Annotated in this window: 15 protein-coding genes; 4 read left to right on the top strand and 11 right to left on the bottom strand. The window is 74.0% G+C overall.

What is annotated here, in order from left to right:
- Nucleotides 1-286: 286 nt before the first annotated feature.
- On the bottom strand, nt 287-517 hold the full coding sequence (locus J3A75_RS29975) for a hypothetical protein (protein ID WP_012321517.1): 231 nt from the start codon (nt 515-517) through the stop codon (nt 287-289).
- A 45-nt stretch (nt 518-562) separates the two neighbouring features.
- Nucleotides 563-1,300 carry a sugar transferase gene (locus J3A75_RS29970; protein ID WP_076729977.1) on the bottom strand — a complete coding sequence of 246 codons (738 nt, stop codon included), beginning with the start codon at nt 1,298-1,300 and terminating at the stop codon, nt 563-565.
- A 211-nt stretch (nt 1,301-1,511) separates the two neighbouring features.
- On the opposite strand from J3A75_RS29970, the gene J3A75_RS29965 reads away from it, so the two are divergent.
- Both J3A75_RS29965 and J3A75_RS29960 read left to right on the top strand, forming a co-directional pair.
- Nucleotides 1,512-1,664 carry a hypothetical protein gene (locus J3A75_RS29965; protein WP_012321515.1) on the top strand — a complete coding sequence of 51 codons (153 nt, stop codon included), beginning with the start codon at nt 1,512-1,514 and terminating at the stop codon, nt 1,662-1,664.
- A gap of 169 nt (nt 1,665-1,833) precedes the next feature.
- On the top strand, nt 1,834-2,910 hold the full coding sequence (locus tag J3A75_RS29960; protein WP_029360035.1) for an acyltransferase family protein: 1,077 nt from the start codon (nt 1,834-1,836) through the stop codon (nt 2,908-2,910).
- 34 nt (nt 2,911-2,944) lie between these two features.
- On the opposite strand, the gene J3A75_RS29955 is transcribed toward J3A75_RS29960, so the two are convergent.
- Nucleotides 2,945-3,166, bottom strand: a complete 222-nt coding sequence (locus J3A75_RS29955; protein ID WP_012321513.1) for a DUF6894 family protein — start codon at nt 3,164-3,166, stop codon at nt 2,945-2,947.
- A gap of 540 nt (nt 3,167-3,706) precedes the next feature.
- Between J3A75_RS29955 and J3A75_RS29950 the strand changes: the two genes are divergently transcribed.
- Together J3A75_RS29950 and J3A75_RS29945 are read left to right on the top strand one after the other, a co-directional pair.
- Entirely contained in the window at nt 3,707-4,741 is a 1,035-nt protein-coding gene (locus J3A75_RS29950; RefSeq protein ID WP_209650856.1) for a glycosyltransferase, read from the top strand.
- 4 nt (nt 4,742-4,745) lie between these two features.
- Nucleotides 4,746-5,678: a glycosyltransferase family 2 protein gene (locus J3A75_RS29945; protein WP_012321511.1), complete on the top strand. Its 933-nt coding sequence runs from the start codon at nt 4,746-4,748 to the stop codon at nt 5,676-5,678.
- Nucleotides 5,679-5,684: 6 nt separating this feature from the next.
- On the opposite strand, the gene J3A75_RS29940 is transcribed toward J3A75_RS29945, so the two are convergent.
- The 8 genes from J3A75_RS29940 to J3A75_RS29905 all read right to left on the bottom strand — a co-directional run bounded on the left by J3A75_RS29940 (nt 5,685) and on the right by J3A75_RS29905 (nt 14,551).
- Nucleotides 5,685-7,820, bottom strand: a complete 2,136-nt coding sequence (locus J3A75_RS29940) for a TonB-dependent hemoglobin/transferrin/lactoferrin family receptor (protein ID WP_071000747.1) — start codon at nt 7,818-7,820, stop codon at nt 5,685-5,687.
- Nucleotides 7,821-8,001: 181 nt separating this feature from the next.
- Nucleotides 8,002-8,826, bottom strand: coding sequence for a heme ABC transporter ATP-binding protein (locus J3A75_RS29935; RefSeq protein ID WP_071000187.1), 825 nt, complete (start codon nt 8,824-8,826; stop codon nt 8,002-8,004).
- 32 nt (nt 8,827-8,858) lie between these two features.
- Complete coding sequence (locus J3A75_RS29930; RefSeq protein ID WP_071000186.1) at nt 8,859-9,905, bottom strand: FecCD family ABC transporter permease; 1,047 nt, start codon at nt 9,903-9,905, stop codon at nt 8,859-8,861.
- 24 nt (nt 9,906-9,929) lie between these two features.
- Complete coding sequence (locus J3A75_RS29925; RefSeq protein WP_071000185.1) at nt 9,930-10,808, bottom strand: hemin ABC transporter substrate-binding protein; 879 nt, start codon at nt 10,806-10,808, stop codon at nt 9,930-9,932.
- Complete coding sequence (locus J3A75_RS29920) at nt 10,805-11,017, bottom strand: hemin uptake protein HemP (protein WP_012321506.1); 213 nt, start codon at nt 11,015-11,017, stop codon at nt 10,805-10,807. Before J3A75_RS29920 ends, J3A75_RS29925 begins: the two co-directional genes overlap by 4 nt.
- 437 nt (nt 11,018-11,454) lie before the next feature.
- A complete protein-coding gene (locus J3A75_RS29915) occupies nt 11,455-13,269 on the bottom strand; it encodes a SpoIIE family protein phosphatase (RefSeq protein WP_107645315.1) in 1,815 nt (604 codons plus the stop codon).
- Between the two features lie 50 nt (nt 13,270-13,319).
- Complete coding sequence (locus tag J3A75_RS29910; RefSeq protein WP_083374410.1) at nt 13,320-14,165, bottom strand: GGDEF domain-containing protein; 846 nt, start codon at nt 14,163-14,165, stop codon at nt 13,320-13,322.
- Nucleotides 14,162-14,551: a DUF1987 domain-containing protein gene (locus tag J3A75_RS29905; protein WP_012321503.1), complete on the bottom strand. Its 390-nt coding sequence runs from the start codon at nt 14,549-14,551 to the stop codon at nt 14,162-14,164. Before J3A75_RS29905 ends, J3A75_RS29910 begins: the two co-directional genes overlap by 4 nt.
- Between the last annotated feature and the right edge of the window lie 7 nt (nt 14,552-14,558).

The raw sequence follows: 14,558 nt of genomic DNA, 5'->3' as shown, positions 1-14,558 counted from the left end.
CATCGACCCGGACATCGCGCCGGACATCGCCCCGCACACGGCTCCGCACAGGCCCCCGCACACCGGAACCGAGACCGGGCGGGGCTAAATCTTAACGTCTCCGCGGCAGGCTGGGCCCTCGAACGCGCCCGGAGCCACGCGATGCATTGGTCGAGCCTCGTCATCGCCGCGTACGCCGCCGGCTTCGTGGAGTTCTGGCGCCTCTGCCTTCAGGCGCCGGCCGCCGAGGAGGATCCGGCCTGACGTGCCCGCGTCGCCGCGCCGGGCCGCGCTGGGCCGGGGCGGTTCAGCGCTCGTTGGCGATCGGCCGCAGCAGGGCGCCGAGCAGGAAGGCCAGCTGTCCGCAGATCAGCAGCGCCGTGCCGCGCCGCAGGCACGCGCCGGCGCTCAGGTTGTAGACGACGAGGCCGTAGCCGACCTCGGCCGCCACGATCGGGACGAAGACCAGCAGACGCCAGACCGAGCCGAAGCGGCCCAGCATCACGCCCAGCAGGGCGTTGAGCATCATGCCCTTCATCGGTGCGCTCCGCGGCGGGCGCGGCGTGGCCGCCCGGTCATGGCGCTAGCGGCTGCCGCGCTGGCACAACACGGCCGGGACCGTCTTGAACAGGATGGCGAGGTCGCGGGTGAGGCTCCACTGACTGGCATAGGCGCAATCCAGGGCGACGCGCTCGGCGTAGCCGGTATCGCTGCGTCCGGAGACCTGCCACAGGCCGGTCAGCCCCGGCGGGACGGAGAAGCAGGCGGTGAAGTCGGCGCCGTAGCGGACGACCTCGGCCTGGACGATCGGCCGCGGTCCCACGAGGCTCATCTCGCCGCGCAGCACGTTCCAGAGCTGCGGCAGCTCGTCGAGGGAGGTCTTGCGCAGGACGTGGCCGAGCGCCGTCACGCGGGGATCGTGGGTGAGCTTGAAGGACGCCTCCCACTCGGCCCGGGCCTCGGGATTCTCGGCGAAATGCCGCGCCAGCACCGCGTCGCCGTCCGCGACCATGGACCGGAACTTCAGGCATCCGAAGGGGCGCCCGTACCGGCCGAGGCGCTTGTGGCGGAAGATCGGCGACCGGCCGTCGCTGCCCCAGATCAGCAGCGCGATGAACAGCAGCAGGGGCAGCAGCAGGAACAGCGCCGTCAGCGCGATGCTCGCGTCGAGGACGCGCTTCATCGCCCAGCTCACCCGGAGGCCGGGGCCGGCCTGCCGCGGGGCCGGCAATGTCTTGACCAACGCGTCGTTCAGCGTCTCGACCATTTCCTGCGGCGTCGACGACTCGATCGGCGTCGGGGTCCCAGCCGGGCGCAACATGTCGGCTCCTTGACTCGGGGCGAGACGGGGTCGGAACTTGCGGAGCGACGGGCGCAGCCGGCCGGTCCGGCCAGCGTCGCCGCAGCCGGCTTCGGCGGCTCTCGGCCGGTCCGAAGGGGCGTCGATCGCAGGCAAAACCCTTGCGACAACACTGGGCCCACGACAGGTTCGGCAACAAGACGGCCGCCGATCCATCAATGGAGGTAAGGCGTTGCTGGTCGTGCTGGTCTTCGCTGCGCTGATTGGAGGAGCGATCGGCTTCGCGGTTGTTCTACCGAAGGGTTTCCTGCTCGCGGTGCTCTCCGCCCAGGCTGGGGCGGCCGTCGCCGTCGGCCTCGTCGTCCTGCTCACCCGGCGCCGCTGACGGCCCTGCCGGGCGGCGGGACCGCTTTCGGGGAGGTCCGGTCCGCCGATCGAGGTAGGGGCTCCCGCGCGAGGCCCGGTCTAAGGCGGGGTGTCCGGCCCTCCCGGCCGGACCCGACCGCGCGGGCGCGTTCTGCCCCGGCACGGTCGATCACCGGACGGGACGCGCCGTGGCCCCTTCAGAGCGCCGCATCAACGGGTTCGACGGCCTGCGGGCCCTGGCGTTCCTGATGGTCTTCGTCAGCCACAAGGCGCCGAGCCCGAGGACCGAGGCCCTCGGCACGACCGGCGTGTGGCTGTTCTTCGTCCTGAGCGGCTTTCTGATCGTCCGGATCCTCGCCGCCGCCCGCACGGCCGTGGAGGCGGGCGCGTCGACGCCACTCGGCAGCCTCGGGCTGTTCTACCGGAACCGCCTGGCCCGGATCGTGCCGGTCTACTACGTCTTCCTGTTCGTGCTCTACACGGTCCGGCCCGGCGATCCGGCCAGTCTCGGCGACGAGGCGTTCAAGCTCGCGACGTGGTTCTACGTCACGAACATCTACATCGAGCAGAACGGCTGGGGGACCGAGCTCGGCCATCTCTGGAGTCTCGCCGTCGAGCAGCAATTCTACCTTCTGTTCGCGCCGGCGGCCCTGTTCCTGCCGCGGCGCCATCTCGGCGCGCTGTGCTGGCTCCTGGTCGGGATCAGCGTCCTGATGCACGGCGCCCTGTTGTGGGCGGGCGCCGCGCCGCGGTGCTTCGACGTCGACACCCTCGCCAATCTCGGGCTGATCGCGCTGGGCGGTCTCGCCGGCCTGCGCACCCGGCCGCTCCCGGCCTGGCTTGCCCGCGACGCCGCCCTGGCCGGCGTGCTGATCCTGTTCGTGACCCTGCCGCTCCTGATCGCGCCGACCGGCTGGTGGCTGATTCTCGGCCGCCTCAGCGGCGTCCTGGCGGCGCTGCTGCTGCTGCAGGTGGTCCAGCTGCGGGACGGCCGCGCGGTCGCCCTCCTGGAGATCCCGTGGCTGCGCCGGATCGGCGTGATCAGCTACGCCGCCTACCTGTTCCACGTGCCGCTCCACGCGGAGCGGGTGCTGGCCCTCGTCGGCATCGACGTCGCCGGACCGCGCTCGGTCTCCATGGCGCTCGACCTGCTGCTGACGCTGCTGCTGGCGGACCTGTCGTGGCGGCTCCTGGAGCGGCCGGCCCGTCGCCTGCTGCGGGCCCCGCGCCGGCGTGTCGGCGCCTCCGCGCTGGTCAGTCCGTAATCCCGTCGCGCAGCGACCGGGACCGCCCTCCGGCTCAGCCCTTGATCGGCAGACGGCCGACCTCCGCTCCGGTGGCGTCGCGCACGACGAGCGTCCACGCGCCGCCCGGTCCCGCGGCCTCCAGTTCACCCGCCATTTCGTCGATCACGCTGCGGGCCTCCGCCAGCGCCTCGGACAAGTCCTCGGCTTCCACGCCCTGGGCGTCGCGGATCGTCTCCTCGCCGTTCTCGATGTCGAAATAGAAGCGACTGGGCACTCATCTCCTCCCTGAATGCTGCCCTCGGGAGGGCCCTCGGATACTACCTACGTAGTTCGCCCACGTCCGACAATGCTCAGTAGGAGACATAAACCTTAACAAACACCAAAACTGTTTTCGTTGGTTGCGTTGCAATAATGTCGAGATTCCAGCCAAATAATCCATTATAGGTATCGCCGATCACCCTTCCGGCCGCTTCGGCGATGGCGGCGCGCGGTGACGGGCCTCAGGGGCGTTCGGCATGGCAGCCTCCGGCGATTCGAGCCTCGAAAAAGATTCTCCCGCCACGGCGGCGAGAAAACAAAGATTGCGCGCCCACGTCCGGGCGATTCTGGCGAAGGGCCTCACCGTCCGGAATTCCCACGCCGCCGGCGACACGGCCTCCGACGAACGCTGACCGCGGCCGGCCGCCGGGGCCATCCCCCGCAATGGGAGGGGATGGCCGCCGCCCTACGCCCTTTGAGCGTCGTGCACCCGGATCGCTTCCGGCCAAAGTCGGGGGCGGTCTCGGAGGCCGCGCCCGGCGGCCCAGGAAGCGCGATGGCGGATCAACTCTTGTCCGATGCTCGGGGCACGTTCGTGGACGTCTCGTTCATCATGGCCGCGCACGATGCGGCGCCGTGGATCGCGACGGCCGTCCGCTCCGCCCTGGCCCAGACCGGCGTCGCCGTCGAGGTCGTGGCGGTCGATGACGGCTCGCGGGACGGGACCGCCTCCGTGCTGGCGCGCCTGGCGGAGGCCGACCCGCGGGTCCGCGTGATTCCCCTCGCCGAGGCCGGGCCGGGCGCCCCCCGGGGCCCGTCGAGCGCCCGGAACGCGGCCCTGAACGCCGCCCGGGGCCGCTGGATCGCGATCCTCGACGCCGACGACCTGATCCTGCCCGACCGCACCCGGACCCTGCTCGATCTCGCGCTCGCGGCGGATGCCGACATCGTCGCCGACAACCCGATCCCGTTCACCGACATGTTCGACCCGCAGGGGCCGGGCATGCTGGATGGCGGCCGGGAGCCGTACCTGTTCGAGATCGATCTCGCCAAGTACATCACCAGCAACCACATGCTCAGCCGGGTCACCAAGCTGGGCTACCTCAAGCCCATGATGCGCGCCGAGATCCTGCGCCGGCACGGCATCCGGTACGACGAGGGCGTCCGGATCGGCGAGGATTTCCTGCTGTGCCTGGAAGCCCTTGCGGCCGGGGCGCGGTTCGTGGTCACCACCTATGCCGGTTACGGCTATCGGCGCGGACCGAGCTCCCTGTCGCACCGGCTGCGCCAGGGCGACATCGCGCGCCTCGACGCGGCCTTCGCGGCCCGGACCGAGCGTGGCCGCCTCGCGGAGGCCCGGTCGCGGTCCGCCGAGGTCCGCCACGGCAGCCGCGCCTACCGAGACGGCCTCGCGATGACGCGGCTGATCGCCCAGGTCATCGAGGCGGCCCAGGCCGGGCGGTGGCTCGCGGGCACCGTGCTGGCGCTTCGGCATCCGCGGATCTGGCGGTTCCTGGCCGCGACGCTGCTGGAGGCGGCGGGCAAGCGCCTGCGGCCGCGGCCGCACGCCCTCCCGATCGGACAGAGGTAAGACGATGCGCCTGTGCATCTGCATCTGCACCTGCGAGCGGCCCGTCGGGCTGGCGCGCCTGCTCAAGGCCCTGGACCAGCAGCGGCTCGGCAGCCTCGCCGAGACCGCCCTGCGCATCCTGATCATCGACAACGGGCGCGGCCGCGCCGCCGTCCCGGTGGTTGAGGCCTACCGGGCGACCGGCCGCTTTCCGGTCACCTACGTCCGGGAGGAGACCCGCGGCCTCGCCGCGGTCCGCAACCGGAGCCTCGCGGAGGCCTCCGCGGCCGGCGCGGACTGGGTCGCGCTGATCGACGACGACGAGTTCCCCGACCGCGACTGGCTCCGCAACCTGCTCGAGACCGCCCTCGCCGCGGGCGTCGCGGCCTGCGTCGGGCCGGTCGTGCCGTTCTTCGACCGGGTTCCGCCCGCCTGGGCGGCCGCCGGGGGCTTCTTCGCCAAGCGCCTGCCGGTCCGCGACGGCTTCGTGGAGGACGGCTACACCGCCAACGCGCTCCTGGACCTGCGGGTGATCCGGGCGCTGGGCCTGTCCTTCGACATGCGCTTCAACACCATGGGCGGCGAGGACACGTTCTTCTTCCGGACGCTGATGCTCGCCGGGCACCGGATCGCCTGGGCCGAGAGGGCCCTGGTCTACGACAGCATCCCGACGCACCGGATGCGGGTGCGCTGGCTGCTGGCCCGCTGGTACCGCAGCGGCAGCGTCGAGGCCTATCTCGGCCGGCTCCGCCCGGAGACGGTGAGCGGCCGGCTCGCCAACGCGGGCCGCGGCTTCGCGCGCCTCGCCGGCGGCCTGCTGCGGCTCGGGGTCGCCGGCCTGTCCCTCAGGCCGGCGACCCTGATCGGCGGCGGCTACACGCTGTGCCGGGGAGCCGGCCTGCTCGCGGCCGTGATCGGCCTGAGCTACCGGGAGTACCACCCGTCGCGCTACCGCTAGCCGCGCCTACCGGGTCGCGAACGCGATGCTGAGCGACGCCTTGGCGACGAGGCCCGGGCTCGCCAGCGCGTCGTTGTACGCGCGGTAGCGCCGGTCGAGGACGTTCTGGACGGCGACGTCCGCGGTGATCCGGTCGGTGACCGCGCAGGTGGCGAAGAGGTCCACCAGCCCGTAGGCCTTGGTGGCCCGGCTCCGGGCGGCGGCGGGCAGGTCGGTGCGGGCCTCCACCAGGGTCAGGCGCGTGCCCACGACGAGCCGGTCGGCGAGGAAGCGCAGGCCCAGCGTCGTGCCGATCCGGTCCGGCGGCACCGTGAGCAGGCTCTCGCGGGTGGCGCGGTCGCGGCCGTCGACGTGGGTGGCGGCGAACGACACGAAGCCCCGGCCCCAGTCGTAGGTCCCCTCCAGCTCCGCGCCCGACAGGTCGGCCCGGGCGACGTTCCGGTACTGGTAGGACCGGGCCGGGATCACGCAGGGGAAGCGCCCGGGCCGGGCGGCGCAGATCGAGGCCGGGACGCCGGGAATCGCCGGGACGTAGGAGGCCGGCCCGACCGCCTGCATGTCGATGAAGCCGTCGACCGCCGTGTCGAACAGCGCGAGCTTGGCCCGCAGCGCGTCCTCCGGCCCCACCACCCCGTCGGCGCGCAGGTTGGCGCCGCCCTCGACGGTGCGGGCCACCTCCGGCCGCAGGGCCGGATTCGGCAGGATCGCGAAGGCCGGGAACGGGTGGATGCCCTCCATCAGCGTCTCGGTGATCGTGGGCGCGCGGTAGCCCTCGGCATAGGTCCCGTAGAGTTCGAGGCCGCCGACCGGCGCGACGCCGACCGTGATCTTCGGCGAGACCCGCGCGCCGCGCGCGCGATAGGCCCCGCCGTCGAGCCGGTAGCCGTCGTGCCGGAGCGCGCCGACGATGCGCAGCCACGGCGCGGCGCGGATCTCGTCTTGGAGGAAGGCGCCGGCCAGCTCCCGCCGTCCCGACGGCGTGAAGGCCGCGCCGAAGCCGCCGGCCTGGTCGGTGGTCCGGACGCGATTCGCCACGCCGTCGCCGCCGAGCGTGAGCGCGTGCGCGACCGGGCCGGTCTCGAACCGGGCGGTGTTGTGGGCGTCGAAGCCCGCGGTGGCGAGGTCGTAGGTCAGGCGGTCGCCGGCCCGGGTGCCGAGCCGGCCGTAGAGACCGCGCGGCGAGTCCTGCAGGAAGGTCAGCGCGTCGCGGGTCGTGGTCGCGTAGCCGTCGAGGCTGAGGTCGACGAGCGGCACGTCCGGTCGGGCGAACCGGTAGCCGAAGGTGACGGTGTCGGCCTGCACGGCGTTGGCGAAGCGGGCCCCCGCGCCGGTATCGCCGCCGTTGACGAAGGCGAATCGCTGCAGGAGCGCCGTGGCGTGGAGCGCGTGCCCCTCGGCCGGCCGGAGGGTGAGCTTGGCGAGGCCCGCGTTCAGCTCGCTGCCGGTGTCGGGCACCGGCAGGCCGGCACCGTCGCGATAGGGCGCGGTGTCGCGGAAGACGAACTGCCCGAACACGTCCGCGGCGGTGCCGATGCGGGCGCCGAGCGCCGAGCTGTTCACGAAGCGCTGGCCGTTCGTGCCGAAGCCCTGCTTCTGCACGAAGCCGGTACTCTCGTCGGGAGCCAGGATGTCGTCGATCGACCGGGTGCGGAACGCCGCGACGCCCCCGATGGCGCCGGAGCCGTAGACCGTCGCCGTCGGCCCGCGGGTGACGTCGACGCCGCCGACGAGCTCGGGATCGAGGTAGAACACGCCGTTGGCCCCGTGGCCCGAGACCTGGAAATCCTGCCGGGCCCCGTCGACCAGGACGTTCACCCGGCCGAAATCCTGGAGGCCGCGGATGTTGATCGCCTGCGCCGGGTCGTTCCGGTTCTCCTGGGTGATCACGCCGGGCACGTCGCGCAGCACCTCGGACAGGCGCCCGGGCTGGAGACGGTCGAGCGCGGCCCGCGGGACGACGCTCGTGCCCGCCAGGGCGTCGACGGCCGGGACGGCGGTCTTGGTCGCGGTGACCGACAGGGTGTCGAGGCCGATCGCGGGCTCGGGGAGCGCGGCCTGGCCGGCCTCCTCCGCCCGGGCGCCCGGCAGGGTCGCCAGCACGACGCCGAGGGCGACGAGCGCCCGGTGAGAAGCATAAGGCATGATGACAGCCGCCCGCACACAGTCGTTCCAGAGAGCTGGCTGGCGGATGGCTGGCTTGCTGAAGATTGTCTCGCCGATCGCGACAGAGATGTGCAACCGGCATTTCCGGGATTGCTGGCCCGCGCGCCGCGCATTGCCTGCCCGCGCGGGCCGGACGCCGCCCGGGAGCCGCGAAGTCCGATCAGTCCCGCGCGCGACCGGCCGCACTCCGGTGCGGCAGCAGGAAGGGCTGGCCGCCCGCGGGCACCCGCCCGACCGGCCAGCGGACGCCGAAGACCCCGGCGATCAGGTCGTCGGTCAGGACCTCGGCCGGCCGCCCGCCGGCGACCAGCCGGCCGCCGTCGAGGACCAGCAGCCGGTCGGCGTAGGCGGCCGCGAGGTTGAGGTCGTGGAGGATCGCCACCACGGCGACGCCGGTCGCCGCCAGCCCGGCGGCGGCGTCGAGCAGCGCGCCCTGGTGCCGGAGGTCGAGGCTCGCGGTCGGCTCGTCGAGGAACAGTACCTGCCGGTCGGCGACCGTGCGGCCGGCCTCCAGCTGACAGAGCACCCGGGCGAACTGCACCCGCGCCTGCTCCCCGCCCGAGAGGGTCGGGTAGGCCCGGTCGGCGAGATGCGCCACGTCGGCCCGCGCGAGGGCCCGCGCCAGGATCGCCGCCCGGTCGCGGGCCCCGAGGCCCCGGCCGATGCCGTCGAGGCCGATCCGGGCGACCTCGGCCGCCGCGAACGGGAAGGCGAGGCGCGCCGCCTGCGGCAGCACCGCCCGCATCGCGGCGAGCCGCCAGGGCGGGATCGTCGCCACGGGCGCGCCGTCATAGGCGACGGTGCCGCTCGTGGGCCGCAGGGCGCCGCTGAGCAGGCGGACGAGGGTCGACTTGCCGGCCCCGTTCGGGCCGACGATCACCTGCAGGCTGCCGGCCTCCACCGCCAGGGAGACGTCGCGCACGAGCGCGCGCCCCGCCACCGTGACGGTCAGGTCGCGGGCCGCGAGCAGGGCCGGATCAGGCATGGTCAGACATCGTCAGACATCGTCAGACATCGTCAGACATCGTCCACCCGCACCCGGCCGAGGAGCAGCCACAGGAAGACCGGCGCGCCGACCAGCGCGGTGACGATCCCGATCGGCAGCTCGGCGGGCGCGGCGACGAGGCGCGCCACCACGTCGGCGAGCACCAGGAAAGCGCCGCCGAGAAGCGCCGCGGCCGGCAGCAGCAGCCGGTGCCCCGGGCCGATCAGCAGCCGCAGGGCGTGCGGCACCACGAGGCCGACGAAGCCGATCACCCCCGCCGCCGCCACGCTGGCGCCGACCGCCACCGCCACCAGCACGATGCAGGCGCGCTTCAGCCGCTCCACCGGGACGCCGAGGTGGAAGGCCTCGGCCTCGCCGAGGACGAGCGCGTTCAGGCCGCGGCCCAGGAGCGGGACCGCGGCCAGCACCGGCAGGATCAGCGGCGCCGAGGCCGCGACCTTGGACCAGGTGGCGCCGCCGAGGCTGCCCAGCGACCAGAAGGCGAGATCGCGCAGTTGCCGGTCGTCGCTGACGAAGGTCAGCAGGCCGGTCAGCGCGCCGCTCAGCGCCCCCAGCGCGATCCCCGCGAGCAGCATCGTCGCCACCGCGGTGCGCCCGGACCGGGTCGCGAGGGCGTAGAGGATGAGGGTCGCGCACAGGCCGCCGAGGAAGGCCCCGGCCGGCAGCGCGGCGTAGGGCAGCGGTCCCAGGACACCCAGGCGGGCGAGGATCCGGTCGCCGAGCACGATGATGACCGCGGCGGCGAGCCCAGCCCCCGACGAGACCCCGACCAGCGCCGGGTCGGCCAGGGGGTTGCGGAACAGCCCCTGCATCAGCGCTCCGGAGACCGCCAGCCCGGACCCGACCAGCAGCCCCAGCAGGGTGCGGGGCAGGCGGATCGAGAGGATCACCAGCGCGTCCCGGGCGCGGGCCGGATCGCTCCCCTCCCCGGTCAGGGCCGCGAGGACCCGCTCCGGCGGGATGCGGATCGCCCCGAGGCTCACGGAGAGCAGGGCGGCGGCGAGCACCAGGGCCGCCAGGATGCCCAGCACCCAGGGCGTCGCGGAACGGCGGCTCACGCGCCCCGCCCGCCGCGGCGCGGCTCAGTCACGCGGCAGGTCCGGATAGAGCGCCCGCATCAGGTCGGTGGCGGCCTCGGGCGTGCGCGGCCCGAAGCCGAGGAGGTAGAGGCCGTCCATGGCCACCAGCCGGCCCTGCGCCGCCGCCGGCGTCTGGCCGAGGGCCGTGCCGGGGGCGAAGATGCTCTCGGGCCTCGGCGGCTCGGGGCCGTTCTGCATCATCACCACCGCGTCGGGGGCGGCGGCCAGGATGGCCTCGTCGGTCATCGGCTTGAAGCCGTCCAGGCCCGCCGCAGCGTTGGCGATGCCCGCCAGGGTCAGGATGCCGTCCGCCGAGGAGCCGGTGCCGCCGACGACGGTCCGGCCGCCCTGGACCGACAGGACGACGAGGGCCCGGGCCGTCCGGGCGATCCGGGCGCGCCGGACCGCGAGGTCGGCGAAACGGGTGCGGACCTCGGCCTCGAGGGTCTCGGCCTCCCGCTCCAGGCCCGCGAGGCGCCCGACTGTCTCGATCTTGTCCAGCACGCCCTCGGGGCTCGGCGGCTCCGTCACCGTCTCGACGCGCAGCCCGGCCTCGCGCAGCTGCGTCAGGACCGCGGGCGGCCCGGCCCCCTCGGCGGCGATGATCAGGTCGGGCTGCTGCGCGAGCAGGCCCTCGGCCGAGAGCGCCCGCAGGTAGCCGACATTCGGCTTCTCGCGCAGCGCCTCGGGCGGGTAGAGGCTGGTCGTGTCGACCGCGACGATCCGGCCGCCGGCGCCGAGGCGGTAGAGGATCTCGGTGACGGCCCCGCCCAGGGCGGCGATGCGGGTGGCCGCCTGCGCGGCGGCGGTGCGCGGAGCGAGCGCCCCGGCCGCGGCGGCGGCCAGGAGGGCGCGGCGCGACAGAAGGCCGGGTGCGCTCATTTGGTCAGGATCAGCTTGTCGCTGGCGGTCACCCGCAGGCGATAGGCGTGGTCGCCGTGGCGGATGACGATCTCGCGGCGCCCCTGCAGGAGGCGCGCGGAGCCGATCTCGCCCGCCACCTCGGACCGCGGAACCGGCTGGGCCGCGCCGGGCCCGGCGCGGGTGCCGGCCGGAACGCCGCGCTGCCCTTCTCTTTCGGCACACAACATGGACCGATCGCTCCAGATCTGTTCTTTGTAAATTTTCAAATGAGAGAATGGTATCGACAGAAAGGCAGCGTAACGGCAATTGATCGCGGGCGCCACCCCGCCGAGAGGTGGCGGTTTTACTTGAGACATCAGCGGTGAAAAGCGGGCGATATCGCTGTTCGGCCACGGAGATCGTCGCGCGCGCGCCCGCGGCCGATTCCGAGCGGCGGACATTGGTACAGACGGCGTCCGCGGCGCAGGCGGATCGCGCGACGGCGCGGCCGGCCGCACGGCTCCTTCGAGGTGCCCGCCGCGCGGCCGCGACGCCTCTCCCGGGCCCGGGCATGGCGCGGGCCGGATCGCCGGCCCGAGGATCGCCGGCCCGACGCCGCTGTTGGATCGATCGATGCGCCGCCGGGCTCGCCAGTCCCGGACACGGCGCCGGATAACGGGCCGCCTCAGGCGGCCGCCGCCGCTCCGTTCTGGGGAAACCGGAACGCCACCAGGGTCATGTCGTCCCGCCGGGTCTCGGCGCCGCGATAGGCGTCGAGGTCGGCCTCGAGGGCGGCGGCCTGGGCGGCGAGGGGCAGGTCGGCGTGGCGCAGGAGGCTGTCGGCCACGCCGCGCTGGCCGAGGAGCCGCGGCGCCCGGTCCGGCGCCGCGCGGCCCATCTGATCGGTGATGCCGTCCGTCATCAGGTAGAAGGTGGCGCCCGCCACCGGAACGGCGATGTCCGCGATGACGTCCTCCCGCTGGCCCGCCCGGGCGGGGCGCGGGTAGCCGAGACCCCGGCGGCCGCCGCGGACGCGCTCGGCCACGCCGTCCCGGACCACCGTGAGCGACAGGCCGGCGCCGGCGAAGTGCAGGGTGCCGGCCGCGCGGTCCCAGACGCACAGGCCGCAATCGAGCCCGTCATCCGATTCGGCGCCGCGGCCGTCCTGGCGGAGCTGCGTGCGGACCATCGCGTCGAGCCCGGCGAGGATCGCGGCCGGCGCGCGCAGGCCGCGCTCGTGCAGCAGCCGGTCGAGGGCGGTCGCGACGATCAGGGTCAGGAACGCGCCGGGCACGCCGTGGCCGGTGCAGTCGGCCACGGCGATCACGCAGAGGCCGTCGATCTCCTCCAGCCAGAAATAGTCGCCGCCGACGACGTGGAGCGGTTCCCACAGCACCGCGACCTCGACCCCGGCGCCCGCCAGGGCGTTCCGGTCCGGCAGCACCGAATCCTGGATGCGCCGGGCGTAGCCGATGCTCTCGACCACCTGGCGGTTGGCGCGCTCCAGCCTGTCGTGGGCCTGCTCCAGCTCGACGAGGAGCTGCTTGGCGGCGTCGCCGCTCCGCAGGCCCTCGACCATGCGGTTGAAGGCCTGGCTGATGACGTCGATCTCGTTGCTCGGCCGGTAGGCGCCCCCGAGCTCCACGGTCGTCCAGCGCTTGTGCTCGATCTCCCGCATGGCGAGCAGCAGCCGCATCAGCGGCGCCATGACGTGGCGGCGCACGGTGGCGTGCAGGGTGATCACGAAGGCGATCATCAGCCCGACGCTGGCGCCGAGGGCGAGCATCACCTGCCACGCCGCGTTGTCGCGCAGCGCCCTGGTGGAGACCGTGACGGTCAGGCTGCCCGCCGGGCCGGCGCGGCCGGGCACCGAGAGGTCGGCCTGGGCCGAGAGGGTGGACCAGCCCCGCGCCGGGGGCGCCGCGCCCGCCGTCCCGACGACGTGGCCCGCGGCGTCGCGCAGGACGGCGTGGGCGAAATCGGGCTCCGCGGCCAGGGCCTTGAGCGGGGCGTCGTAGGCGTCCGGGTCGCGCGCCCAGTCGGGCCGCGCGATCGCCGCGGCGGTGAGCCGGGCGAGGAGGTGCGCCCGGTCGCCGTACAGGCGGAGCTGGTCGGTGTAGGTCACCCAGGCGATCCCGAGCTGGGTCAGCAGCAGGAGGGCGCCGATCACCGGGTAGATGCGCAGGAACAGGGTGTGGGACAGGCTGTCGAGGTCGCGGCCCCGGGCCGCCCCGCGCAGGGCGCCGGGCTTCATCAGCTCGTCCGCGGGCGCCCCCGCGGCCAGCACGTCGGCGAAGCCGCGCTTCGACAGGGGATCGCCCCGGCGGATCGGGCCGGCCCCGCGCAGGCCGCCCGCGCGCCCGGCGCCGCCGGCGGCCGGGACGGGGTCGATGTCGGCGAAGCCGAGCTGCGCCAGGGCGTCGCCGGTCCGCAGCGGTCTCGCGCCGCGGATCCCCCCGACGGGACGCGGGCTGTCCAGGGCCGTGTCAGGTCCGCTCACGCGACGTCACTCCGTGTCACAGCGGTTGCGCGCATGCGCCGGGCGGCACCTCAGGTCAGGGACGCGCCCGGCTCCGCCGCGCAGCGCACGCAGTCGCGGCCGGCGTGCTTGGCGGCGTAGAGCGCCGCGTCGGCCCGCCGGAGCGTCGCCGACATCGACTCGCTCGGGCCGAACGCCGCGAGGCCGATGCTCACCGAGATCGGCAGCGGCCCGTGCTCCAGGCGCACGGGCCGCTGCGCCACCGCGTGGCGGAGCTGCTCCGCGATGGCCTGCGCCTCGGCCAGCACGGTGCCGGTGACGAGGATGGCGAATTCCTCGCCGCCCATGCGGCCGATCACGTCGACCGCGCGCAGGCTATCGCGGCAGGTCTCGACGAAGGCCTTGAGGACCGTGTCGCCCGCGCTGTGGCCGTAGCGGTCGTTGATCAGCTTGAAGCGGTCGAGGTCGAGCATCAGCACGCTGGAGGGCGTGTCGCCCGACTGGGTCCGGGCCCAGACCTCCTCGCAGATCTGCAGGAAGCGGCGGCGGGACAGGGCGTCGGTGAGGTGGTCGGTGTCGGCGAGGCGGCGGAGCTCGGCCTCGAGGCGCGCCCGGTGCTCGATCTCCGCCGAGAGGGCGTCGTTGAGGTGGCGCAGGGCGCGCTGCTGCTCGGCGAGCCGCTGGTTGGCCCGGTGCAGGTCGAGCTGCATCCGGTCGCTCAGCCGCACCAGCCGGCGCTGCTCGTGGTAGCTGCGCCGGTAGGCGCCGGCGAGCTCCCGCACCCCGTCGCCGACCTCGGCGAGGCGGGCCAGCATCACCTCGGACCGGCCGAGGACGGCCTCCTCGGTGTCGAACAGGCTGAAGGCGTCCGCCGGCTCGGACAGGAGATCGTGGGCCGGCGCCCGGTGCGGGCTCACGCGGGGACGCTCGCGATCATCTCGAACCGGGCATGCGCGAAATCGGCCGCGAAATCCTCGCCGGCCTCCTGGATCACGTCGTCGTCGGCGCCGAACATCCAGCGGATCGTCACCGGGCGCCCCTCGGCGGCGGCGTCCTCCAGGGGCATGAACAGGTTCATCAGCGCCTTGGCGCTCGACGAGTTGAAGTAGGCGAGCGCGACGTCGAAGGTGATCGGGCTCGCCTCGGTCGCCGCGAGGTGGCCGCGCAGGGCCTGCAGCAGCGGGCCGAAGAACGCGGCGGCGTCCTCCGGGTAGGATTCGCCGCGCAGGACGAGCCGCCCCGACGCGAAGTCGAAATCGACCTCGGGCGAGCGCTCGGTCCGGGGCAGCGTGATGCGGTCCATGTCCGTG

This window comes from Methylobacterium sp. PvP105 (assembly GCF_017876975.1).
In the GTDB taxonomy this organism is placed as follows: domain Bacteria; phylum Pseudomonadota; class Alphaproteobacteria; order Rhizobiales; family Beijerinckiaceae; genus Methylobacterium; species Methylobacterium radiotolerans.
The sequence above is the reverse complement of the archived record's forward strand: the minus strand, read 5'-3'. Positions and strand labels throughout refer to the sequence as shown.

What these genes read in the sequence shown, in the direction of transcription:
- J3A75_RS29975 (WP_012321517.1), bottom strand. Translation starts at nt 517, where the DNA reads ATGAAGGGCATGATGCTCAACGCCCTGCTGGGCGTGATGCTGGGCCGC.
- J3A75_RS29970 (WP_076729977.1), bottom strand. Translation starts at nt 1,300, where the DNA reads ATGTTGCGCCCGGCTGGGACCCCGACGCCGATCGAGTCGTCGACGCCG.
- J3A75_RS29950 (WP_209650856.1), top strand. Translation starts at nt 3,707, where the DNA reads ATGGCGGATCAACTCTTGTCCGATGCTCGGGGCACGTTCGTGGACGTC.
- J3A75_RS29945 (WP_012321511.1), top strand. Translation starts at nt 4,746, where the DNA reads ATGCGCCTGTGCATCTGCATCTGCACCTGCGAGCGGCCCGTCGGGCTG.
- J3A75_RS29940 (WP_071000747.1), bottom strand. Translation starts at nt 7,820, where the DNA reads ATGCCTTATGCTTCTCACCGGGCGCTCGTCGCCCTCGGCGTCGTGCTG.
- J3A75_RS29935 (WP_071000187.1), bottom strand. Translation starts at nt 8,826, where the DNA reads ATGCCTGATCCGGCCCTGCTCGCGGCCCGCGACCTGACCGTCACGGTG.
- J3A75_RS29925 (WP_071000185.1), bottom strand. Translation starts at nt 10,808, where the DNA reads ATGAGCGCACCCGGCCTTCTGTCGCGCCGCGCCCTCCTGGCCGCCGCC.
- J3A75_RS29920 (WP_012321506.1), bottom strand. Translation starts at nt 11,017, where the DNA reads ATGTTGTGTGCCGAAAGAGAAGGGCAGCGCGGCGTTCCGGCCGGCACC.
- J3A75_RS29905 (WP_012321503.1), bottom strand. Translation starts at nt 14,551, where the DNA reads ATGGACCGCATCACGCTGCCCCGGACCGAGCGCTCGCCCGAGGTCGAT.